General features: G+C 71.8%; 23 protein-coding genes. 5 read left to right on the forward strand and 18 right to left on the reverse strand.

Annotation, left to right across the window (positions count from 1 at the left end; genetic code table 11):
- Positions 1-10: 10 nt before the first annotated feature.
- From ACWAT2_RS12155 to ACWAT2_RS12190, 8 genes are all read right to left on the reverse strand, one after another.
- Positions 11-1,306 carry a thymidine phosphorylase gene (locus ACWAT2_RS12155; protein WP_402376023.1) on the reverse strand — a complete coding sequence of 432 codons (1,296 nt, stop codon included), beginning with the start codon at positions 1,304-1,306 and terminating at the stop codon, positions 11-13.
- Positions 1,303-1,686 carry a cytidine deaminase gene (locus ACWAT2_RS12160; protein WP_402376372.1) on the reverse strand — a complete coding sequence of 128 codons (384 nt, stop codon included), beginning with the start codon at positions 1,684-1,686 and terminating at the stop codon, positions 1,303-1,305. The genes ACWAT2_RS12155 and ACWAT2_RS12160 overlap by 4 nt, the downstream gene beginning before the upstream one ends.
- Before the next feature lie 24 nt (positions 1,687-1,710).
- Positions 1,711-3,003: an ABC transporter permease gene (locus tag ACWAT2_RS12165; RefSeq protein ID WP_402376020.1), complete on the reverse strand. Its 1,293-nt coding sequence runs from the start codon at positions 3,001-3,003 to the stop codon at positions 1,711-1,713.
- A complete protein-coding gene (locus ACWAT2_RS12170) occupies positions 3,000-4,364 on the reverse strand; it encodes an ABC transporter permease (protein WP_402376018.1) in 1,365 nt (454 codons plus the stop codon). Before ACWAT2_RS12170 ends, ACWAT2_RS12165 begins: the two co-directional genes overlap by 4 nt.
- Positions 4,361-5,881 (reverse strand): ABC transporter ATP-binding protein, encoded by a 1,521-nt coding sequence (locus ACWAT2_RS12175; protein ID WP_402376015.1) that lies wholly within the window; start codon positions 5,879-5,881, stop codon positions 4,361-4,363. The genes ACWAT2_RS12170 and ACWAT2_RS12175 overlap by 4 nt, the downstream gene beginning before the upstream one ends.
- A 113-nt stretch (positions 5,882-5,994) precedes the next feature.
- A complete protein-coding gene (locus ACWAT2_RS12180) occupies positions 5,995-7,089 on the reverse strand; it encodes a BMP family lipoprotein (RefSeq protein WP_402376013.1) in 1,095 nt (364 codons plus the stop codon).
- A gap of 122 nt (positions 7,090-7,211) precedes the next feature.
- Positions 7,212-8,426, reverse strand: a complete 1,215-nt coding sequence (locus tag ACWAT2_RS12185; RefSeq protein WP_402376010.1) for an amidohydrolase — start codon at positions 8,424-8,426, stop codon at positions 7,212-7,214.
- Entirely contained in the window at positions 8,423-9,541 is a 1,119-nt protein-coding gene (locus ACWAT2_RS12190) for a mannose-1-phosphate guanylyltransferase (protein ID WP_402376008.1), read from the reverse strand. The genes ACWAT2_RS12185 and ACWAT2_RS12190 overlap by 4 nt, the downstream gene beginning before the upstream one ends.
- Positions 9,542-9,709: 168 nt before the next feature.
- Between ACWAT2_RS12190 and sdhC the strand changes: the two genes are divergently transcribed.
- The 4 genes from sdhC to ACWAT2_RS12210 are packed head-to-tail and all read left to right on the forward strand — an operon-like array spanning position 9,710 to position 13,206.
- The gene (gene sdhC / locus ACWAT2_RS12195; RefSeq protein ID WP_402376006.1) at positions 9,710-10,090 is read left to right on the forward strand and encodes a succinate dehydrogenase, cytochrome b556 subunit; all 381 of its coding nucleotides are present in this window, start codon (positions 9,710-9,712) and stop codon (positions 10,088-10,090) included.
- Entirely contained in the window at positions 10,090-10,542 is a 453-nt protein-coding gene (locus ACWAT2_RS12200; RefSeq protein ID WP_402376004.1) for a succinate dehydrogenase hydrophobic membrane anchor subunit, read from the forward strand. The genes sdhC and ACWAT2_RS12200 overlap by 1 nt, the downstream gene beginning before the upstream one ends.
- A gap of 58 nt (positions 10,543-10,600) precedes the next feature.
- Complete coding sequence (gene sdhA / locus ACWAT2_RS12205; RefSeq protein ID WP_402376002.1) at positions 10,601-12,436, forward strand: succinate dehydrogenase flavoprotein subunit; 1,836 nt, start codon at positions 10,601-10,603, stop codon at positions 12,434-12,436.
- Positions 12,436-13,206: a succinate dehydrogenase iron-sulfur subunit gene (locus ACWAT2_RS12210; protein WP_402376000.1), complete on the forward strand. Its 771-nt coding sequence runs from the start codon at positions 12,436-12,438 to the stop codon at positions 13,204-13,206. The genes sdhA and ACWAT2_RS12210 overlap by 1 nt, the downstream gene beginning before the upstream one ends.
- A 175-nt stretch (positions 13,207-13,381) precedes the next feature.
- On the opposite strand, the gene ACWAT2_RS12215 is transcribed toward ACWAT2_RS12210, so the two are convergent.
- The 7 genes from ACWAT2_RS12215 to sigE form a co-directional block, all read right to left on the reverse strand.
- Positions 13,382-14,416, reverse strand: a complete 1,035-nt coding sequence (locus tag ACWAT2_RS12215; RefSeq protein ID WP_402375998.1) for a YihY/virulence factor BrkB family protein — start codon at positions 14,414-14,416, stop codon at positions 13,382-13,384.
- Positions 14,417-14,469: 53 nt separating this feature from the next.
- Positions 14,470-15,030: a 2'-5' RNA ligase family protein gene (locus tag ACWAT2_RS12220; protein WP_402375996.1), complete on the reverse strand. Its 561-nt coding sequence runs from the start codon at positions 15,028-15,030 to the stop codon at positions 14,470-14,472.
- Positions 15,027-16,079 (reverse strand): tryptophan--tRNA ligase, encoded by a 1,053-nt coding sequence (gene trpS, locus ACWAT2_RS12225; protein ID WP_402375995.1) that lies wholly within the window; start codon positions 16,077-16,079, stop codon positions 15,027-15,029. Before trpS ends, ACWAT2_RS12220 begins: the two co-directional genes overlap by 4 nt.
- A gap of 73 nt (positions 16,080-16,152) precedes the next feature.
- Complete coding sequence (locus ACWAT2_RS12230; protein ID WP_402375993.1) at positions 16,153-16,542, reverse strand: twin-arginine translocase TatA/TatE family subunit; 390 nt, start codon at positions 16,540-16,542, stop codon at positions 16,153-16,155.
- Between the two features lie 42 nt (positions 16,543-16,584).
- Entirely contained in the window at positions 16,585-17,976 is a 1,392-nt protein-coding gene (locus tag ACWAT2_RS12235; protein ID WP_402375991.1) for a S1C family serine protease, read from the reverse strand.
- The gene (locus tag ACWAT2_RS12240; RefSeq protein WP_402375989.1) at positions 17,973-18,866 is read right to left on the reverse strand and encodes an anti-sigma factor; all 894 of its coding nucleotides are present in this window, start codon (positions 18,864-18,866) and stop codon (positions 17,973-17,975) included. The genes ACWAT2_RS12235 and ACWAT2_RS12240 overlap by 4 nt, the downstream gene beginning before the upstream one ends.
- The gene (gene sigE, locus ACWAT2_RS12245) at positions 18,863-19,438 is read right to left on the reverse strand and encodes an RNA polymerase sigma factor SigE (RefSeq protein WP_402375988.1); all 576 of its coding nucleotides are present in this window, start codon (positions 19,436-19,438) and stop codon (positions 18,863-18,865) included. The genes ACWAT2_RS12240 and sigE overlap by 4 nt, the downstream gene beginning before the upstream one ends.
- 15 nt (positions 19,439-19,453) lie before the next feature.
- Between sigE and ACWAT2_RS12250 the strand changes: the two genes are divergently transcribed.
- Positions 19,454-20,173 carry an O-methyltransferase gene (locus ACWAT2_RS12250; protein WP_402375986.1) on the forward strand — a complete coding sequence of 240 codons (720 nt, stop codon included), beginning with the start codon at positions 19,454-19,456 and terminating at the stop codon, positions 20,171-20,173.
- Positions 20,174-20,258: 85 nt separating this feature from the next.
- Here ACWAT2_RS12250 and ACWAT2_RS12255 read toward each other — a convergent pair whose 3' ends face one another.
- From ACWAT2_RS12255 to ACWAT2_RS12265, 3 genes are all read right to left on the reverse strand, one after another.
- A complete protein-coding gene (locus tag ACWAT2_RS12255) occupies positions 20,259-20,426 on the reverse strand; it encodes a DUF3117 domain-containing protein (RefSeq protein WP_106266794.1) in 168 nt (55 codons plus the stop codon).
- A 141-nt stretch (positions 20,427-20,567) separates the two neighbouring features.
- The gene (gene folP / locus ACWAT2_RS12260; protein ID WP_402375985.1) at positions 20,568-21,503 is read right to left on the reverse strand and encodes a dihydropteroate synthase; all 936 of its coding nucleotides are present in this window, start codon (positions 21,501-21,503) and stop codon (positions 20,568-20,570) included.
- Positions 21,500-22,279 (reverse strand): LOG family protein, encoded by a 780-nt coding sequence (locus ACWAT2_RS12265; RefSeq protein ID WP_402375983.1) that lies wholly within the window; start codon positions 22,277-22,279, stop codon positions 21,500-21,502. The genes folP and ACWAT2_RS12265 overlap by 4 nt, the downstream gene beginning before the upstream one ends.
- Positions 22,280-22,285: the final 6 nt, after the last annotated feature.

A 22,285-nucleotide genomic window follows, 5' to 3' on the forward strand; every position in this document is an offset into this window, starting at 1 on the left:
GTCCGCCGCGTCAGTGGATCCGGTCGAGGACGATCGGGCGCCGCGGCACCGACGTGCCCGACGGCGCGACCTGCCACCCGTCGTCGAGCGCCGCCCGCGCCCGGGCGAACCGCTCCGGGGTGTCGGTGTGCAGGGTCATGACGGCCTGCCCGGCGACGACCTGCTCGCCCGGGCGGACGTGCACCTCCACGCCGGCGCCCGCCTGCACGGGGTCCTCCTTGCGCGAGCGTCCCGCCCCCAGGCGCCACGCGGCGACGCCCACGGCGTAGGCGTCGAGCGCGGCCAGGACGCCGGTCCGGTCCGCGCGGACCTCCTCGGTGTGCGCGGCCACCGGCAGCTCGGCGTCCGGGTCTCCGCCCTGGGCGCTGATCATCCGGCGCCACACGTCCATCGCGCGGCCGTCCTGCAGCGCGGCGCGGACCTCCGCCTCGGCCGTCGGTCGTCCCGCGGCGTCGAGCATCTCCACGGCCAGCGCGACGGTGAGGTCGACGACGTCCGCCGGTCCCCCGCCGGCGAGCACCTCGACGGACTCGCGCACCTCGAGGGCGTTCCCCGCCGTCCGCCCCAGCGGCACGGACATGTCCGTGAGCAGCGCGACCGTGCGGACCCCGGCGTCGGTGCCGAGCTCGACCATCGTGCGCGCGAGCTCGCGCGCGTCGGCGATCTCCTTCATGAACGCACCGGAGCCGACCTTCACGTCGAGCACCAGCGCACCCGTGCCCTCGGCGATCTTCTTGGACATGATCGAGCTGGCGATGAGGGGGATCGCCTCGACCGTGCCCGTGACGTCGCGCAGCGCGTAGAGCTTCTTGTCCGCCGGCGCGAGCCCGGCGCCGGCGGCACAGATGACGGAGCCGACGTCGTCGAGCTGGGCCAGGATCTCCGCGTTGCTCAGGCCCGCGCGCCAGCCCGGGATCGACTCGAGCTTGTCCAGGGTGCCGCCGGTGTGCCCCAGCCCGCGGCCGGACAGCTGTGGCACGGCCACCCCGAACACCGCCACCAGCGGTGCCAGGGGCAGCGTGATCTTGTCCCCCACCCCGCCGGTGGAGTGCTTGTCCGCCGTCGGGCGCGACAGCTCGGAGAAGTCCATCCGCTCGCCCGAGGCGATCATCGCCTGGGTCCACCGGGCGACCTCACCGCGGCTCATGCCGTTGAGCAGGATCGCCATGGCGAGCGCCGACATCTGCTCCTCGGCGACCGCGCCCCGGGTGTACGCGTCCACGACCCAGTCGATCTGCGCGGCGGACAGGTGGGCCCGGTCCCGCTTGGTACGGATGACGTCGACGGCGTCGAACGGTTCGTTCATCGGTTCAGGTCCTCCGGTCCGAACGCCTGCGGCAGCATCTCGGACATGGTGACGACGCCCCGCGGCGTCTCGACGAGCAGGTCGGGGCCGCCGTGCTCCCACAGGAGCTGGCGGCACCGCCCGCAGGGGGTGATCAGGTCGCCGCGGCCGGTGACGCACGAGAAGGCGGTCAGCCGACCCCCACCACCCGTGACGAGCGCCGAGACCAGGGAGCACTCGGCGCACAGCGTGACGCCGTACCCGGCGTTCTCGACGTTGCAGCCCACGAGGAGCCGGCCGTCGTCGGCGTAGGCGGCCGCCCCCACGGGGTAGCCCGAGTACGGCACGTACGCGCGCTGCGCGACCTCGTGGGCGGCGGCACGCAGGGCGTCCCAGTCCATGGCGGTCTCGTGCGATGCCACCGGCTACTCCTTGGTGTACGGGGTGGCGAGGGCGGCAGGCGGCCGGGACCGGCCGACGAGCCCCGCCACGGCGAACAGCGTGACGATGTACGGCAGCATGAGCATGAACTGGCTGGGCACGGGCGAGCCGACCACCGACAGCACGTTCTGCAGGTTCGTCGCGAACCCGAACAGCAGACCGGCCAGCGCCGCGCGGACCGGGTCCCACTTGCCGAAGATCATCGCGGCCAGTGCGATGAAGCCCGCTCCCGCCGTCATCTCACGGTTGAACTGGTTGATCGACACCACCGTGTAGAACGCGCCTCCCATGCCGCCCACGGCACCGGCGACGAGCAACGCCCGGTACCGCGTGCGCAGCACGTCGACGCCGACGGTGTCGGCCGCGCGGGGGTGCTCGCCGACCGCCCGCAGCCGCAGGCCCCAGCGGGTGCGGAAGAGGGCGTACCAGACGACCGCCACGATGACGAACATCAGGTACACGATGATCGTCTGGTCGAACAGCACCGGGCCGATCACCGGGATCCGGTCCAGGAGCGGGATCGGGATCCGCTCGAACCGGACGGTGGTGTTCAGCGTCGCCGTGTTCGGCACCAGGACCAGCGAGTAGAAGAAGCTCGTCAGGCCGATGACCAGCACGTTGAGCACCACACCGACGATGATCTGGTTGACGCGGTAGGTGATGGTGAACACGGCCAGCACCAGCGCGACCAGCGCCGCGGCGGCCATCGCGGCCAGGAGCCCGACCCACGGGCTCTTCGTCAGCGACCCCGCGATCGCGGCGGTGAACGCACCGGCCAGGAGCTGGCTCTCGATGGCGATGTTGATGGTGCCCGACCGCTCGCCGATAACGCCGCTCAGCGCCCCGTACACGAGCGGCACCGACAGCACGAGGGCGCCACCCAGGAGCCCGACCACGGAGAGGTCGCGCGGGCTGCCCGCCGCCGCCCACGCGAGGAAGCCCACGAGCAGGACTGCGGCGAAGACCGACGGCACCCACACCGAGGTGCGCCGGGCGCGCCGGGTGGCCCCCACCGAGAGCGCCACCATGACGGCGGCGAGCGCGCCGCAGATCCAGGCTGTGGCCATGCCGGGCACCACGTACACGGGGATCTGGAAGAAGTCGGTCGGCGTGGAGAGCGCGAACCTCGCGCTGCCCTCGTGCGGGGCGAGGACGAGCAGGAGCGCGTACAGGGCGAGGACGACCCCGAGCGAGATCGACGTCTTCCACGTGACGGTGCTCAGCGTGCGCGGGGCGTCCGGGGCGGCTGTCTTCCCGTCGACGGTGGCGGCGCTCATGCCGAGACCTCCTTGCGGGCGGTCTGCGACCGCTTCTTCTTCGGCGTGCTGCCCGGCTGCGGGAGCCGGAAGATCGCCCGCACGAGCGGCGGGGCGGCGATGAACAGCACGATGAGGGACTGCACGACCAGGACGATCTCGATGGGGATCCCCTCGGCCGCCTGCATGGCGGAGCCACCGGCCTTGAAGCCGCCGAACAGGATGCCCGCGCCCAGGACGCCCACGGGGTTGGAGTTGCCCAGCAGCGCCACGGTGATCGCGTCGAAGCCGATGCCGGCGTCGATGTCCGCGCCGAACCCGGTCGTCACGGTGCCGAGCACCTGCGTGATGCCGGCCAGGCCGACCAGGGCACCGGCGACGAGCATCACCGACACGGTGGCCCGCGGCACGTCGATGCCCGCGACCCGCGCCGCACGCGGGTTCTCGCCGACGGCCCGGTAGGAGAAGCCGACCGCGGAGCGGTTGAGCAGCCACCACACGACGACGACGGCGAGCAGCGACAGCACGAAGCCCCAGTGCAGGTTGTAGCGCTCGCCCAGCAGCGGAGGCAGCGTCGCCGACTCGGGGGTGGGCGGGGTCTTCGGGTTGGCCGAGCCGGGGGCCTGCATCAGGCCCGGCGTCGCCAGGAAGTACGACACGAGGTAGTACGCGACGTAGTTGAGCATGATCGTGACGATCACCTCGTGGGCACCGGTGCGAGCCTTGAGGAGACCCGCGATGCCCGCCCACAGCGCACCAGCGAGGATGCCCGCGACCATCGCGACGATCAGGTGCACCACGACCGGCAGGCCGGTGAGGCCGAACCCGACCCAGCCGGCAGCCGCCGCGGACACGAGCATCTGGCCCTGCCCGCCGATGTTGAGCAGACCGGCACGGAACGCGATGGCGACGCCGAGCCCCGCCGCGATCAGGGGCGTGGCGTTGGTCAGGGTCTGCGTCAACGGCCGGATCCCCGCGGCGAACGTGTCCGCACCGAAGTTGTACACGGCACCCTGGAAGAGCGCCGAGTAGGCACCGCCGACCGCCTCCGCGGCCGCCGTGAGCATGTCGCCCGGCCGCGCGAAGAAGTACCCCGCGGCCGCCTGCACGGCCTCGTCGGTGACGATGATCATCAGCGAGCCGGCGATCACCGCCAGCAGGATGGCGCCCAGGGAGACGGCCCAGCCGCCCGCGGCGACGCGTCGGAACGCGTCGCGCCAGCGGTCGTCCGTCTCCTCGATCGCCGGAGCGGCCTCCCGGGCCCGTTCCTGCTCCAGCTCCTCGGCCAGCCCGGGCTCGTGCTCGGCGGCGGCCCGCTGCGCGGCCTCGTCGAGCGGGTTCTCGGGTTCCTCGGCCGGGTGCCGGCCCGACGCGTCGCTCACGCGGCCTCTCCTTCGGTCTCGGGGGCGATGCCCGCCATCATCAGCCCGAGCACGTCGCGCGGGGTGTCTGCCGGGACGATGCCCACGACCTTGCCGCGGTACATGATCAGGATGCGGTCGGCCAGGGCCACCGCCTCGTCCAGCTCGGTGGAGACCACCACGACCGGGATGCCGGTGTCACGCGCGGCCACGATCTGCTTGTGGATGAACTCGATGGAACCCACGTCCACGCCACGCGTGGGCTGGGCGGCCACCAGGAGCCGCAGCTCGCGGGAGAGCTCGCGGGCGAGCACCACCTTCTGCTGGTTGCCGCCGGAGAGCCGGCCCACGGGCAGGTCGATGCCGATCGTGCGGACGTCGTACTCGTTCACCTTCTCGCGCGCGAACTCGTCGCGGGCCGCGAGCTGGAGGCTGCCGGCCCGCACGAAGGGCGGCCCGGCCGTCCGGTCCAGGATGAGGTTCTCCGCGATCGTGAACTCGCCGACCAGGCCGTCCGTGCTGCGGTCCTCGGGCACGAACCCGACGCCCGCGTCGAGGATCTGGCGCACCGAGCGACCTCGCAGCTCGTTGCCGTCGAGGCTGATCGAGCCGCTCCCGCCGGGGTGCAGCCCGAGCAGCGCCTCGGTCAGCTCCGTCTGCCCGTTGCCCTGCACTCCTGCGACCACGAGGATCTCGCCGCCGTGCACGGTGAAGCTCAGGTCGTCGACGACCACCTGGCCGTCCTGGCGTGCGACGACCAGGTTGCGCACCGCGAGCTCGTTCTCCCGCGGGCGTGCCGCCTGCTTGTCGACGGTGAGCTGGACCGCGCGCCCCACCATAAGGGAGGCCAGCTCGTTGTCGGACGCCGTGGGCTCCGCCTCACCGACGACCTTGCCGTGGCGCACGACCGTGATCCGGTCGGCGACCTCACGGACCTCACGCAGCTTGTGCGTGATGAAGACGATCGCCTTCCCCTCGTCGCGGAGCTGGCGCATGATCGACATGAGCTCGTCGGTCTCCTGCGGGGTGAGCACCGCCGTCGGCTCGTCGAAGACGAGGACCTGGGCGTCACGGCTCAGCGCCTTGATGATCTCGACGCGCTGCTGCACACCGACCGGGAGGTCCTCGACCACGGCGTCCGGGTCGACGTGGAACCCGAAGCGGTCGGCGGTGTCGCGCACCGTGGCGCGGGCCGACTCCAGGTCGAGCAGACCGGGGCCGCGCGTGACCTCGTGGCCCAGCATGACGTTCTCGGCCACGCTGAAGACGGGCACGAGCATGAAGTGCTGGTGGACCATGCCGATGCCGGCAGCCATCGCGTCACCGGGACCGTCGAAGTCCTGCACCTCCCCGTCGAGGAGGATCTCGCCCTCATCGGCGTCGTACAGCCCGTACAGGACGTTCATCAGGGTGGACTTGCCCGCCCCGTTCTCGCCGAGGAGACAGTGGATCTCCCCGGGTTCGACCACCAGGTCGATGTGGTCGTTGGCCACCAGCGCACCGAAACGCTTGGTGATCCCCCGTAGCTCGAGCCTCATCGTGGCGCGTCCACCTTCCTCACGATCCCCCGGCCAGCCTAGGCCGCACGGCGCGGCGGGACCCGGGTGAGATCCCGTGCCCCGCCGCGTCGGCGGTGATCTTCAGCTCCTCGTCACTGGTCCAGGTAGGACGTGACCTCGAGCTCGCCGTCGATGATCTGCTGGCGCAGCTCGTCGACCTCGGCCATGAGCTCCGGGTCGACCTTGTCCTCGAAGTCGTGCAGCGGGGCCAGGCCCACGCCCTCGTTCTCCAGGGTGCCGACGTAGGGCTCGGGGTCGAAGGTGCCCTCGCCCGAGGACTTCACGGCCTCGTAGGTGGAGACGTCCATCTTCTTGAGGATGGAGGTCAGCACGTACGGCTGCGTGGTCGGGTCGGTCTCGTAGAAGTCCGCGTCCACACCGATGAGCGCGACGTCGCGGCCCGAGTCCTCGATCGCGGCGATCGCGGACTGGTAGATCGGCCCGCCGACCGGGAGGATCACGTCGACGCCCTGGCCCAGGATGTTCGTCGCCGTCGTCTTGGCCGTCTCGTTGGCCGCGAAGCCACCGGTGAACGCGCCGTCCTCGCCACCGGCGTAGCCGATGACCTCGACCTCGGCGTCGTTGACCTCGTTGAAGTGCTCGACGCCCTGCTTGAAGCCGTCCATGAAGATCGTCACGGTCGGGAACGGCTGGCCGCCGAACGTGCCGACCTTGCCGGCCTCGGAGTAGCCCGCCGCGAGGTAGCCCGCGAGGAACGCGGCCTCGGCCGTGTTGTACAGCAGCGGCTTGACGTTCTCCGCGTCCGCCTCGCCGTCGAAGTCGTTGTCCGCGGCGTCGTCGACCAGGATGTAGTCGATGTCCGGGTTGCTGTTCGCCGACTCGACCGTGTCGGCCGAGAGCGCGAAGCCGACGGCGACGATGGCGTTGCAGCCCTCGTCCACCAGGGCCTGCACGTTGGGCTGGTAGTCGGTCTCCGACTGGGACTGGACCTCGTTGAACTGGGCCCCGAGCTCGTCGGCCGCCTTCTTGGCGCCCTCGAAGCTCAGCTGGTTGAAGCTCTTGTCGTCGAACCCGCCCTCGTCCGAGACGATGCAGGCGGTGAAGTCGGACTGCGCCGCGCCGTTCTCGGTCGATTCGCCGGTGGACTCCTCGGGGGCAGACCCGCACGCCGCGAGGGTCAGCGCGGCAGCGCCTGCGAGGGCGGTGAGCTGGATGGCTCTCTTCACCTGTCACTCCTGTCGATGAGGGTGGGTGAGCGCGGGCGCTCGCCCGTCTCACGATCAGAGACGGCAAGCGTAACCATCGCTCGGCGTCCTCGATGCCACCGGGGCCTCCCGTGGCCGAGTCGTTACCGAAGCGGTACGTCCGCGGCCGGGCCCGGACCGAGGACGAAACGTGCCAGCAACCTCGCCCCGATCCCGATCGCCCGCTCGTCGACGACCAGGTCACCCTGGTGGATGTCGTACCGCCGGCCGCCGGGGGTCGCGGTGCCGAGGCGTGCCATCGCGCCCGGCACCTTCGTCAGGTACCAGGCGAAGTCCTCGCCACCGAGCGACTGCTCGGTCAGGACCACTCCCTCCTCGCCCAGGACGGCGGCGCCGGCGGCCTCGAGCCGCGCGGTCACGTCGGCGTCGTTGTCGACCGGCGGGACGCCGCGGACGTGGTGCACGCTCACGTCGACGTCGTAGGGGGCCACGACCTGCTCGACGGCGTCGTGCAGCACCTGGCCGGCCTTCTCCCACGCGCGCACGTCCAGGCAGCGCAGCGTGCCCCGGGCGACCCCCGACATCGGGATGGCGTTGTGCGCGTTGCCCGACTCGACGGCACCCCAGGTCAGGTTGACCCCCGAGCGCGGGTCCAGCCGCCGGCCGAGCACGGCGGGCACCTGGGTGATCACCTGCCCGAGGGCGTAGACGACGTCGCCGGTCAGGTGCGGGCGGGACGTGTGCCCGCCCCCGGACGACAGCCGCACGGTCACGAGGTCGGACGCCGAGGTGATCGGCCCGATCCGGGTGCCGATGCGCCCGACGTCGAGCTTCGGCTCGGCGTGCACGGCCGCGATCCGGTCGACCCCGTCGAGCACGCCCTGGGCGATGACCTCGTGCGCCCCGCCGGGCATGGACTCCTCCGCGGGCTGGAAGACCAGGCGGGCACCGACGTCGAGCAGCCCTTCGGCGTCCAGCCGGGCCAGCGCGAGCCCCGCACCGAGCACGACGGCCGCGTGCACGTCGTGGCCGCAGGCGTGGGCGACGCCCGGCACGGTCGAGGCGAAGTCGCACCCGCACAGGTCGTCCAGGGGCAGCGCGTCGATGTCCGCGCGCAGCGCCACCCGACCCTGTCCGGGGACGTCCGGGCCGACGTCGCAGAAGAGCCCGGTCGTCTCGAGCGTCCGGGGTTGCAGGCCGGCCGCGCGCAGACGCTCCGCGAGCACCGCCGTCGTCCGAACCTCCTCGCGAGCGACCTCCGGGTGGGCGTGCAGGTCGCGCCGGACCGCGACGAGCTCCGGCTCGAGCTCGGCGACCACGGCGTCGAGACGCCCCGCCGCCGCACCGACGCCGCTCACAGCAGGTCCTCGCGGCCGTGGTCGCGCACCGCGTCGACCATGCGCCGCACCTGCTGGGCTCGCGCCCGCGTCGTCACCAGCAGCGCGTCCGGGGTGTCGACCACCACCACGTCGTCGATGCCGAGCAGCGTCACCGTGCGGCCGCTCGCCGGGACGACCACCGACCCCGCGCTCTGCACCCGCACCACGTCCGCGCCGTCGCCGAGGACCTTCGACCCGGAGTCGTCGTCCGCCGGCAGCAGCGCCGCGAGGGAGTTGAAGTCGCCGACGTCGTCCCAGCCGAACGAACCGGGCACCATCGCGACGCCGCCCGCCGCGGCCACCGGCTCGGCCACGGCATGGTCGATCGCGATCTTCTCCAGGCCGGGCCACACCTCGGCGAGCACCCGCGCACGGTCCGGGGTGTCCCAGGCGTCCGCCACGCGGCGCAGCCCGTCGTGCAGAGCGGGTCGCTGCTCGGCGAGGTGGCCCAGCAGCACGCTCGTGGACGCGACGAAGATGCCGGCGTTCCACCGGTACTCCCCCGAGGTCAGGTACTCCCGCGCGGTCGCGGCGTCCGGCTTCTCGGTGAAGCCCTGCACGTGCACCGCGCTCGGCGCGCCCGCGACGTCGAGCGGGCTCCCGCCGCGCACGTAGCCGAACGCGGTCGAGGGCCGGGACGCGGCGATGCCGACGGTCGTGACGTACCCGGAACGGGCCGCCTCCACCGCCTCGCGGACCGAGCGCTCGAACTCCCGGCTGCCGGTCACGACCTGGTCGGCCGCGAAGGAGCCGAGGACGACGTCGCCCGCACGGCGTTCCAGCACCGCCGCGGCCAGGCCGATGGCCGCCATGGAGTCGCGCGGGCTCGGCTCGGCCAGCACCTGGTCCGCCCCGACGCCCGGGAGCTGTTCGCGCACCGCGGCGACGTGCCGCTCACCGGTGACGACGAGGATCCCGTCGTCACCGGCCAACGGCGCGAGGCGGTCGGCGGTCGCCTGCAGCAGCGTCCGCCCGGATCCCGTCAGGTCGTGCAGGAACTTCGGGCGGTCGGCGCGCGAGACCGGCCAGAGCCGCGTGCCGGACCCTCCCGCCGGGACGACGGCGCGGAATCCGGGAATGGCAGACGAAGGCATGTTCGCAGCATAGTGACGGGTTCCCGCCGGCCGACACGAAGCCTGTGGAATGTGTCACAGAAACCGCGCAGAGACGCCGTTTTCGGACACTCCGTGACCCGATCGCGACTCGGTGTCACTACAGTGACTTCACGTAACCCGCCCGAATCCGCCAATGGAGGCTCCCCCGTGCCGACTGCTCCCGCTGGCACGCTCTACCGCGGCCGCGAAGGCATGTGGTCGTGGGTCGCGCACCGCGTGACCGGCGTGCTCATCTTCTTCTTCCTGCTCGTCCACGTGCTCGACACGGCGCTCGTGCGGGTCTCCCCCGAGGCGTACAACGCCGTCATCGGCACGTACCAGACGCCGATCATGGGGCTGGGCGAGGCCGGCCTGGTGGCCGCCATCGTCTTCCACGCCTTCAACGGCATCCGCGTCGCGCTGGTCGACTTCTGGTCCCAGGGAACGCGGTACCAGCGGGTCATGCTGTGGGTCGTCCTCGGCCTGTTCGTGGTGACCATGGCAGGGTTCCTGCCCCGCCACCTCTCGATCGTCTTCGGAGGCCACTGATGAGCACCCAGACCGCGATCCCCACACCGCGCTCCCCGTACGCGCGCCGCAAGACCACCCGCGGCAACTTCGAGCTGTACTCGTGGGTGTTCATGCGGGCCTCCGGCGTGCTGCTCGTCGTGCTCGTCTTCGGCCACCTGTTCGTCAACCTCATGGTGGGCGACGGCGTGCACGCCATCGACTTCGCCTTCGTCGGCGGCAAGTGGGCCAGCCCGTTCTGGCAGACGTGGGACCTGCTCATGCTGTGGCTGGCGATGATCCACGGCACCAACGGCGTGCGGACGATCATCAACGACTACGCCGAGCGGGACGCCACCCGCGGTGTGCTCAAGGTGCTGCTCTACCTGGCGTTCACGATCACCGTCGTGCTCGGCACCCTGGTCATCTTCACGTTCGACCCGTGCCCGTCCGACGCGCCGGCCGAGCTCCTCGCCTCGTTCTGCACGGCCTGAGCCCGCGCATCTCCCCAGCCCGCTGATCCACCACTCGCCGCAGGAGGCATCGGAACCGATGCAGACCCACCAGTACGACGTCGTCATCGTCGGCGCAGGCGGCGCCGGCATGCGCGCGGCGCTCGAGGCCTCGAAGGGGGCCCGCACCGCGGTCATCTCCAAGCTGTACCCCACGCGTTCCCACACCGGCGCCGCCCAGGGCGGCATGTGCGCCGCCCTGGCGAACGTCGAGGAGGACAACTGGGAGTGGCACACCTTCGACACCATCAAGGGCGGCGACTACCTCGTCGACCAGGACGCCGCCGAGGTCATGGCCAAGGAGGCCATCGACGCCGTGCTGGACCTGGAGCGGATGGGTCTGCCGTTCAACCGGACGCCGGAGGGTCGCATCGACCAGCGACGGTTCGGCGGACACACCCGCAACCACGGCGAGGCCGCGGTGCGCCGCGCGTGCTACGCCGCGGACCGGACGGGTCACATGATCCTGCAGACGCTCTACCAGAACTGCGTCAAGCAGGACGTCGAGTTCTTCAACGAGTTCTACGTGCTGGACCTGCTCACGGACCACGACCTCACCACCGAGGACATCGAGGACGGCGCCGAGGTCAACGCGACCGGTGTCGTGGCCTACGACCTCGCCTCGGGCGAGATCCACGTGTTCCAGGCGAAGGCGATCATCTTCGCCACGGGCGGCGCGGGCAAGATCTTCAAGACCACGTCGAACGCCCACACCCTCACGGGCGACGGGATGGCTCTCGCCTACCGGCGCGGCCTGCCGCTCGAGGACATGGAGTTCTTCCAGTTCCACCCCACCGGTCTCGCGGGGCTCGGCATCCTGCTCTCCGAGGCGGCACGTGGCGAGGGCGGCATCCTGCGCAACTCCGAGGGTGAGCGGTTCATGGAGCGCTACGCCCCCACCATCAAGGACCTCGCTCCGCGCGACATCGTCGCCCGGTCGATGGCGAACGAGGTGCGCGAGGGTCGCGGCGCCGGCCCCGACAAGGACTACGTGCTGCTCGACCTGACGCACCTGGAGCCGGCGCACATCGACGCCAAGCTGCCGGACATCACCGAGTTCGCGCGTACCTATCTCGGTATCGAGCCCTACACCGAGCCGGTGCCCGTGTACCCCACCGCGCACTACGCCATGGGCGGCGTGCCCACGAACATCGAGGGCGAGGTGCTCCGGGACGGCCACAACGTGGTCAAGGGCCTCTACGCCGCCGGCGAGGTCGCCTGCGTCTCGGTGCACGGGTCGAACCGCCTCGGCACCAACTCCCTGCTCGACATCAACGTCTTCGGCAAGCGCTCCGGCCGGTCGGCCGCCGCCTACGCCCAGACGGTCGAGCAGCACCTGCCGATCCCCGAGAACCCCACCGCACGCGTCGAGGCACAGCTCAGCGAGATGCGGGACCGCCCCGAGGGCGAACGGGTGGCCGAGGTCCGCAAGGCGCTGCAGGAGACCATGGACGCCAACGCCCAGGTCTTCCGCACCCAGGAGTCGCTCGAGCAGGCCGCGGCCGACATCCGCGAGCTGCAGAAGCGGTACAAGAACGTGTCCGTCCAGGACAAGGGCACCCTGTTCAACACCGACCTCCTCGAGGCGATCGAGCTGGGCTTCCTGCTCGACATCGCCGAGGTGACGGTGGTCGCGGCACTCAACCGCCGTGAGTCGCGTGGTGGCCACTACCGGGAGGACTACCCGGACCGCGACGACACCAACTACATGCTGCACACGATGGCGTACCGCCGTCCGACGTCGGCTCCCGACGCCGCCGACGGCCACGTCGAGGGCTACTTCGACCACGTCGAGGACTTCGGGGACTACAAGGTGGTCCTGGGGTCCAAGACCGTCACCCAGACGCGCTACGAGCCGATGGAGCGGAAGTACTGATGACTGCTGTTCTTGACAACACCGCGAACGCCGCTCCGGACGGACAGGCGGGCGCTGTCGCGTCCTTCGAGGTCACGCTGAAGATCCGCCGGTTCAACCCGGAGGTCTCCGACGAGGCGACCTGGGAGGAGCACACCGTCACCGCGCACGGGACGGACCGCGTCCTGGACGCCCTGCACAAGATCAAGTGGGAGCTGGACGGCTCCCTGACGTTCCGCCGCTCCTGCGCCCACGGCGTGTGCGGCTCGGACGCCGTGCGCATCAACGGCCGCAACCGGCTGGCGTGCAAGACGCTCCTCAAGGACGTCAACCCCGACAAGCCGATCACGGTCGAGCCGATCAAGGGCCTGCCCGTGATCAAGGACCTCGTGGTCGACATGGAGCCGTTCTTCGCCTCCTACCGCGAGATCATGCCGTTCCTCATCACCTCCGGGAACGAGCCGAGCCGTGAGAACATCCAGTCGCAGGCCGACCGCGACCGGTTCGACGACACGACCAAGTGCATCCTCTGCGCCGCGTGCACGTCGTCCTGCCCGGTGTTCTGGACCGACGGCCAGTACTTCGGCCCGGCAGCGATCGTCAACGCGCACCGGTTCATCTTCGACTCCCGTGACGAGGGCGCCACCCAGCGTCTGGAGATCCTCAACGACAAGGAGGGCGTGTGGCGCTGCCGCACGACCTTCAACTGCACCGAGGCCTGCCCGCGCGGCATCGAGGTCACCAAGGCGATCCAGGAGGTCAAGCGGGCGATGATCACCCGCGCCTTCTGAGTCTTTCGTCCGCTCGGCACGCCCGGTGTCGAGACGATGTGCACGGTCGCGTTCACGGGCGCTGCGCGCCCTCCACTTCGGGGATGACGACCGTGCACATCGTCTTGACACCGGGCTTCGTCGTCCGCCCCCGCGGCGGCGCGAGGTAGCGCACGTCAGCGCGAGGTAGCGCACGTCAGTAGTCGTAGAGTCCACGGCGGACGCCGCGGACGACGGCGCTGTAGGGGCGCCCGCAACCGCGGCCCCGGCGCACCACCCGGTCGATCTCGGCCCGACGGCGCATCCACGCCACCGTCTGCTCCGCACGCTCGATCTCGTCGAGCCGGGGCGGGTCGTAGACCCACGCGCACACGACGAGCAGCACGCGGGCGACGAAGTTGACCAGCAGCAGGATCGTCGCGAGCGTCACGAACGAGGCCAGGATGACATTGCGCGACGCGCTGGCCGTCACCAGCGAGGTCCCGGCCCAGCGCAGACCGCTGGTCGCGACGCCCGCGGCCAGGCAGCCGAGCACCAGGTCCCGCGTCCGGCGTGGTCGCACCTGGCCGACGACCCGGACGATCAGGTACACGAGCACGGCGTCGAGGAGTACCCCCACGACGAAGGTGCCGACCGCGAAGGCCCATCCCAGCACCAACGTGTCACCGAACCATCGGGTCACCAGCTGGTCCACCCTCTGGGAGACGATGCTCGCCGCCGCCGCGGTGACCAGCATGACCCCGAGGATGAGGAACCCCGCAAGCTGCCACACCTTCGAGAGCACCGGGTTGACGCCTACCACCGGGGCATCGAACATCGAGCGCACCGAGTGCCGCAGCGCCCCCATCACGCTGATCGCGGTCCACAGGAAGACGGCGGCGGCGACGACGGTCGTCCAGCTCCAGGCCGTCGCCCGGACGAGCTGGTCGGGATCGACCAGGCCCTGGTCGTCGCCCGGGCTCTCCTCGAGCAGACCGGGGACCCATTTGTCGATCTGTTCGTACACCTCGTTCTCGAGTTCCGCGTTGTTGCGGAGAGTGGTGGAGAAGACACTCACGCCGATCGTCAGGGCGGCGCCCAACGAGAACAGCGCCGAGTAGGCGATCCCGCCGCAGAGCAGATTCCCGCGGCGCGCCAGGTACCACTTGACGGCACGGACGGAACGCAGGTCGAACGCCCACTGGACGAGGCCGACCACCAGGTCACGGAGGCGGGCAAGTCTGTCGGGCACGCCCCGACCCTATCGAGCCGTCCCGCGGTCGGCAGGTCGGTCAGGCAGGGCGGTCATGAGTGGCCGGCGGCCGGGCTCCCCCGGAGGGTGAAGGCCCGTTGCGGCCGCCACACGCCGTCGTCGCCGTGCTCGTACATCGAGAGGGCCGAGACGTGGAAGACCGCCTCGAAGCCGCTCATCTCGTCGAACGCCCGGTCGAGCGCCTCGTCGGGTACCTCGTGGGCGACGGTGACGTGCGGGTGATAGTTGAACCGCAGCTCTTGCGCCAGCACGCCGGAACGGGCCTGCTCCTCCAGGAGCTCGCACTCTGCGATGCCCTCCGCGAGGGCGACGAACACGACCGGCGAGATGGGCCGGAACGTCGCCGTGCCACGCAGGTGGATGCGGAAGGGCGGCGTCTCGCCCGCGATCTTCTCCAGGTGCTCGCACACGGCGGGCAGCACCGACGAGTCGACGACCGTCGGCCCGATCACGGTGATGTGCGGCGGGATGGCGGCGGCCAGCGGGTCGCCGACGGCGGCACGCGCGTTCTGCAGCTGCGTGGCGTACGGCTCGGGGATCGCGATGGCGATCCCGATCCTGACCTGCTCGGGGCCTCGGGCGGGCAGCTTCACCGGGCGCCTCGAGGCAGCAGCCCGAACCGGTCGAAGTACCGGTCACGCACCTCACCGGCGATCTCGCGCGCCCGTGCCGCGCCGTCGTCGAGCACCTTGTCGAGCTGCGCCGGGTCGGCCAGGTAGGTGTTCGCGCGGTCCTGGAACGGCTCGAGGAACGCGACGACGGCATCCGCCAGGTCGACCTTGAGGTAGCCGTAGCCACGGCCGTCGTACTCGGTCGCGATCTCGTCGACCCCGCGACCCGTGACGGCGGAGAAGATGGTCAGCAGGTTGGAGATGCCCGGCTTCTTCTCGCGGTCGAAGTAGACCGCGTAGGACTCGTCGGCGTCGGTCACCGCCGACTTGATCGCCTTCGCAGCCTTCTTGGGGTTCTCGAGCAGCCAGATGACGCCCTTGCCGCCGGCATTGGACTTCGACATCTTCGCGGCAGGGTTCTGCAGGTCCTGGATCTTCGCCGTCGCGGTGACGATGTACGGGTCCGGCACGACGGCGGTCCCCGCGCCGAACCGGGCGTTGAGCCGCTCCGCGAGGTCACGCGTCAGCTCGAGGTGCTGGCGCTGGTCCTCGCCGACCGGCACCAGGTTGGCGTCGTAGACGAGGATGTCGGCCGCCATGAGCACCGGGTAGGTGAACAGACCGACGGTGGTGCCCTCGGTGCCCTGCTTGGCCGACTTGTCCTTGAACTGCGTCATCCGGCTCGCCTCACCGAAGCCCGTCTGGCAGCTCAGGAGCCAGGCCAGCTCCGTGTGCTCCGGGACGTGCGACTGCACGAACAGCGTCGAGCGAGCCGGGTCGACCCCGCCGGCGAGGTACTGGGCCGCCGTCGCGCGGGTGCGCTCGCGCAGGGCGACGGGATCCGGGTTGACCGTCAGGGCGTGCAGGTCGACCACGCAGTACAGCGCGTCATGGTCCTCCTGCAGCGCGACCCACTGCGTCAGGGCTCCGAGATAGTTGCCCAGGTGCAGCGAGGAGTCGGTCGGCTGCATGCCGGACAGGATGCGAGGCCGGGGCGCCGTCGGCGATCCCGGGACGGTGACGTCGGACATGAGGTTCATTCTGACAGGTCGGGAGGGCAGGCCGGAAACGCCGGACAGGTCGGTGCGCGGTGGGTGGTCGATCTCACGTGGCCTCGTCGTCGAACGGTGCGGGGCCAGCCGACGCGGCCACCGACGCGGCGCCGGCCGCGGCCCCCGCCGCGACGCCGTCGCCGGCATACCCGGCCGTGCGCGGCGTCGTGCGGGGCGCCGGCTCGTCGTCGAGCAGGGCCTCCTTCACGATGCGTCGCGGGTCGTACTGGCGGGGGTCGAGCTTCTGCCAGTCGACGTCCTTGAGCTCGTCGCCGAACTCGTCACCGATGCGCTCCTTCGCGCCCTGCAGGGCCGTCTTGCCCTGACGCACCAGCGACCCGAGCTGGCCGGCATAGTGCGGCAACCGCTCGGGGCCGATCAGCACCAGAGCCAGCACGATGATGACGACGAGCTCGCCGCCGTTGATCCCGAAGAATCCCACGCCGGACAGCCTAGCCCGCCGTCGATCCGGCCCGGTACCCGCTCACTCGCTCGGGCTCGCCTGCAGCACGAGGCGCACGTCGCGCTCGTCGTCCCCGCTGCGCACCCGCAGGGTCACCGCGTCGCCGGGCTGGCTGGCGCGGATCGCCACGATGAGCTCGTCGCTCTGCGCGACGGGGCGGCCGTCGATCTCCAGGATGATGTCGCCCGGTTGGATGCCGGCCACGTCGGCCGGGCCGTCGTCGGTCACCGGAGAGGTCCCCTGCTGCGCCTCCTCGGCGACCTTGACACCTTCGCCGGTGTAGCTCGTGTCGAGCAGCACACCGATGACGGGGTAGGTGGCGCGGCCGGACTCGATGAGCTGTTCGGCGGTCGTCCGCACCTGGTTGGCGGGGATCGCGAAGCCGAGCCCGATGCTGCCGGTCGCCTGCATGGCGCCGGGCGGCTGCGCGATGGCCGAGTTGATGCCGATGACCTCGCCGGCCGCGTTGACGAGCGGGCCGCCGGAGTTCCCCGGGTTGATCGCGGCGTCGGTCTGGATCGCGTCGATGAACGCCGTCGTCGCCTGGTCCCCCGCCTGCACGGGCCGGTGCAGCGCGCTGACGATGCCCGAGGTGACGGTCGAGTCGAGACCGAGCGGCGCGCCCACGGCGAGCACCTCGTCGCCGACCACGACGCCGTCCGAGTCGCCCAGCGTGAGCGGGGTGAGGCCGTCGACGTCGATCTTCACGACCGCCAGGTCGTAATCGGAGGTGCGGCCGACGACGTCGCCCTCGTGCTCGCTGCCGTCGGCGAGCACGACGACGACCTCACCCCCGCCCGTCCCGGCGGCCACGACGTGGTCGTTGGTCAGGACGTAGCCGTCCTCGCGCAGCACGAACCCCGACCCGCTGGAGCGGCTGTCGTCGGAGCCCGTGACCTCGAAGGACACCACCGACGGCAGGACCTCCGCCGCCGTGGCCGCGAGGGATCCCTCGGGCCGGTCGAACCCGGACGCCGCCTCGGCGTCGTCCGTCGCGACCGGCAGCCGGGCAGAGGTCTCGCCGTCGGACGTGGCTCCGGAGAGCCGGTCGCCGGCGAACCCCCCCACGAGGCCGACCAGGAGCGCGAGGACCAGGATCCCCGTGACCCGAGCGCCGCCGAGGCGGGCACGCGGGGCCCCCGGCTTCCCGTTCCCGGCCGACGGCGCGGTCTCGGTCGGCGCGGTCTCGGTCGGCGCGGACGCGAGCGGCCGGGACGACGTCGGCGGGGCCGACGGCGGCACCGGCGCGGACGGTGCCGGTTCGCTGCTGCCCGACGGCGGGGCCTGCGGACTGCTCCCCGCTGCGGCCGGGTACGGGGCCGGCGTCGGCGGCACCTCCACCGGTGCCGGGTCCGGCCGCCGGGCCGGCGGCTCCGGCGTCGCGAAGAGATCCGAGGAATCCTGGTGCGTCATGGGCGGGAGAGTGCTCCTGTCACGGTGGTCCAGCCGCGGGTGATCCGGGGCACGACCCCCGCATCGTAGGCATCGTCGGGGAACGCGGCGATCACGTCGACCAGCACCGCGTGGGGGACGTCGGTCGTCGCCTCGACCACCGTGTCACCCGCCTGCCACGCGACGTGCCACGGGTCTCGGGTCAGCACGTGCACGCCCTCCCGGCCGGGAACGTCCAGCAGCACCTCGGAGTCGACGACGTCGGCGAGCCGGCCCGGTCGTTCACGGACCACGACAGGTCCCTCGGGGCCCGCCAGGTGGATCTCGACGACCTCGCCGTCGGTCCTGACGTCGGTGAGCTCGTAGCCGGCGGGCAGCGCGCCCGGCGCGACGAACGCCTCGGGGTCCGGAGCGTCGGCGTCGGACACGCTCGTCGAGACCTCGTCCGTCCCGGCGAGCATGCTCAGCGCCGCGGCGCGGGACGTCTCCGGCGAGACGACGGGCGCCTGACCGAGCACGAACAGGGCACAGCCCAGCACGCCCGCACCGCTCGCCCCCACGAGGACCAGCCGACGACGTCGCCGACGACGCGCCGAGCCGGCGATGTCACCGGTGAGGGTGGACCGCCAGGCCTCCGGCGTCTGCCAGGTCGTGTCCCGGTCGGGTGCGCGCAGCGGGTCGTGGTCGGTCGACGGGATGGACGCGGACAGCGCGAGCAGCCGCGCCGTGAGCTCCGGCGCCGGCGCCACGTCGCAGGCCTGCGAGAGACGACGCCGGGCCGCCCGGGCGGACTCCAGCTCGGCCGCGCACAGGCGGCAGGCCGCGAGGTGGCAGAGCGCCCGGTCCGTCTCGGCCGGTCCGAGCTGGCCGTCGGCGAGGGCGCTGACCAGGTCCCCGAGGTGACCTCTCATCGCACCACCTCGGTGCGGCGATGCTCGAGCGCGTCGCGCAGCTGCGCCCGGGCGCGGTGGATGCGGGACCGGACCGTGCCGATCTTGATGCCCAGCGTCACCGCGATCTCCTCGTAGCTGAGACCTTCGATGTCGCACAGCACGACGGCGGCGCGGTACTCCGGCCGCAGGGCGTCCAGCGCCGCCTGCACGTCGTTGTCGAGGTGGGCGTGCTCGAACCCGCGTTCCGGCCGCGCGCGGTCGTCGGTGGCCTCGACCCGGGAGGCGTCCTCCCCCATGATCTCGAACCGGATGCGCTTCTTGCGCCGGACCTGGTCGAGGAAGAGGTTCGTGGTGATGCGGTGCAGCCACCCCTCGAACGTGCCGGGCGTGTAGCTGGACAGCGACCGGAACACGCGCAGGAACGTCTCCTGCGTCAGGTCCTCGGCGTCCTGCTTGTCGCCGGTCAGGCGGTACGCGAGACGGTACACACGGGCGGAGTGCTCACGGACGATCTGGTCCCACGTCGGCGGGACCCAGCCTGCGGCAGGGTCCGGCGCTCCCGGGTCGGTACGGTCTGAGGTCTCGGTCATCACCTGCATGGTCCCATGCGAACGTGTGAGCGCCCTGAGTGGTTCCCACGTACGATCACAGCGCATCAATTCGAGGGGGCCGCCATCACCATCGGGGTCGGAGCCCAGGACGACCCGACGGCCGCCTGGGCCTTCAGCGAGACGTACCTCGCCGAGGACGTGACGATCCTGCGCGCCCGCGAACGTGCGGCCGAGCTCGGTTGCACCACCGTCTCCCCCGGCACGGGAGCGCTCCTGCAGGTGGTGGCCGCAGCGGTCCGCGCCCGCGCCGTCGTCGAGATCGGGACCGGCGCCGGGGTGGCTGCGCTGTGGCTGCTCCGGGGGATGGCCCCGGACGGCGTGCTGACCACCATCGACCCGGAGTCCGAGCACCAGCGTGCCGCCAAGGTCGCCTTCGCCGAGGAGGGTGTGCCGGTGCACCGCACCCGGACCATCGTCCGACCGCCCCTCGACGTCCTGCCCCGGCTGACCGACAGCGCCTACGACCTGGTGCTGGTCGCGATCGACCCCCAGGCCTACGCCGACTACGTGGAGGCCGCGGTGCGCCTGCTCCGGCCCGGCGGCGTCCTCGTCGTCGTGGACGCCCTGCTGGGTGGGCGGGTCGCCGACCCGGACCGGCGCGACGAGACCACCGCGCTCGTCCGTCGCCTCGCCCAGGTGGTGCGCGACGACGAGCGCCTCACCCCCGCGATGGTGCCGGTCGGCGAGGGGACGCTGCTGGCGGTGCGCCGGTAGCGACGGGTCCTGGGCAGCACGACGGGCGCGGAGCAGGTGTCTGCTCCGCGCCCGTGAGTTCGTACGTCGTCAGCCCCGGGCCGACTCAGCCGGTGACGGCCTGGAGGGCCTCGCCCAGCTCGCCGGCCTCGGTGGCGTTCAGCTCGACGACCAGGCGACCGCCGCCCTCCAGCGGGACACGCATGACGATGCCGCGTCCCTCCTTGGTGACCTCGAGCGGTCCGTCGCCCGTCCGCGGCTTCATCGCAGCCATGTGTGGCTCTCCATTTCCGTTGTCCGGTTCCCCAACTGCCTCAGCCCGCCCGTCGCCCCGGCGACGGGTCAACGCTGCCGGTACGGCCACGCAGCTTGAGGCGTGCCTCACCATTCTACTGCGGGCGAGGTCGTCCCTCGGTCACGCCATCCCGCGCAGAGCCGCGCGGGGCGGCGCCTCGTCCCGGACGGCCGCCACCATCTCGAGCGCCTGCCGCGTCGCCGCGACGTCGTGCGCCCGGAAGACCCTGGCACCGTGCCAGGCCGCGAGCGCCGTCGCGGCCAGCGTGCCGGGCAGCCGGTCCGCAGGCGGCAGACCGAGGGTCTCCCCCACGAAGTCCTTGCGGCTGAGCGCCATCAGGACGGGGTACCCGAGCTCGGCCAGCGCCTCGGTGCGGCGCAGCAGGTGCAGCGAGTGCCACGTGTTCTTGCCGAAGTCGTGCGTGGGGTCCACGAGCACCGACGACGGGGGCACACCGCTCGCGACGGCCCGCTCGGCCGCGCTGCGCAGCCTCCTCAGCACGTCCTGGGTGACGCCGTCGCGCGGGTCCTCGCCGTCGAGCGTGCCGGCGGTGGCCGGGTACTCCACGCGCCAGGGGTCCGTGCGGGGCTGCGCCCCACCGGTGTGGGAGCAGACGACGCCCACCCCGGCCGCGCCCGCCACCTCGACGAGCGCGGGGTCGTGCCCGGCCCAGGTGTCGTTGATCAGGTCGGCCCCGGCGTCGACGGCGGCGCGGGCGACCTCCGAGCGCCACGTGTCGACGCTGACGAGCAGGTCGGGGACCTCGGCGCGCAGGCGTTCGACGAACGGCACGACGCGGTCGATCTCCTCCGCGACGCCCACCTCGGGCCCCGTACCGGCCCGCACGCCGCCGACGTCGAGGATCGCCGCGCCGTCGTCCCAGGCGACGTGCGCGGCCTCGAGGGCGGGGCCGTCGTCCGCGAACCGGGCGGGCGCGTAGAACGAGTCACTGGTCCGGTTGACGATGGCCATGACGACCGGCCGCACCACGCCGTCCGACTCCCGGCCGACCTCGCGGCCGCGCAGCACGAGCGGCGCGCCCGCGGGCGGGATCACGAGCGGAACTCGGCGGCGAGCGCCCGGCCCCGCTCGACGACGTACTCCACCGCGTCCTGCGCGGAGTCGGTGAGGTGCAGCAGGTCGAGGTCGGTGGGGTTGATCATGCCGCGGTCGACGACGGCGGTGCGCACCCACTCGAGCAGGCCGCTCCAGTACTCGGTCCCGACGAGCACCAGCGGGAACCCGGTGACCTTGTGCGTCTGGACGAGGGTGATCGCCTCGAAGAGCTCGTCGAAGGTGCCGAACCCGCCCGGCAGCACGACGAACCCCTGGGCGTACTTGACGAACATCGTCTTGCGCGCGAAGAAGTACCGGAAGTTGACGCCGCGGTTGACGTACTCGTTCATGCCCTGCTCGAAGGGCAGCTCGATCCCCAGCCCGATCGACGTGCCACCGGCGTCCGAGGCCCCCTTGTTGGCGGCCTCCATGATGCCTGGCCCGCCGCCGGTCATCACGGCGTAGCCCGCCTCGACCAGCAGGCGCCCGATCTCGACCCCCAGGCCGTAGTCCTCGTGCTCGGGCCGGGTCCGCGCGGACCCGAAGACCGACACGGCCGGACCCACCTCGGCCAGGGCGCCGAATCCCTCGACGAACTCGGCCTGGATGCGCATCACCCGCCAGGGGTCGGAGTGCACCCAGTCCGTGCCGTCTCCGGGCGCCAGCAGCCGCTGGTCGGTGGTCGTGTCGGGGATCTGGGTGCCGCGCAGGAGGACCGGGCCCTTGCGGTAGCCGCGTCCCGCCTCCGGGACGCCCTCGTCGGTGCGTTCGCTCATGGGCCG

It is taken from the genome of Isoptericola sp. GX10416 (assembly GCF_056590155.1).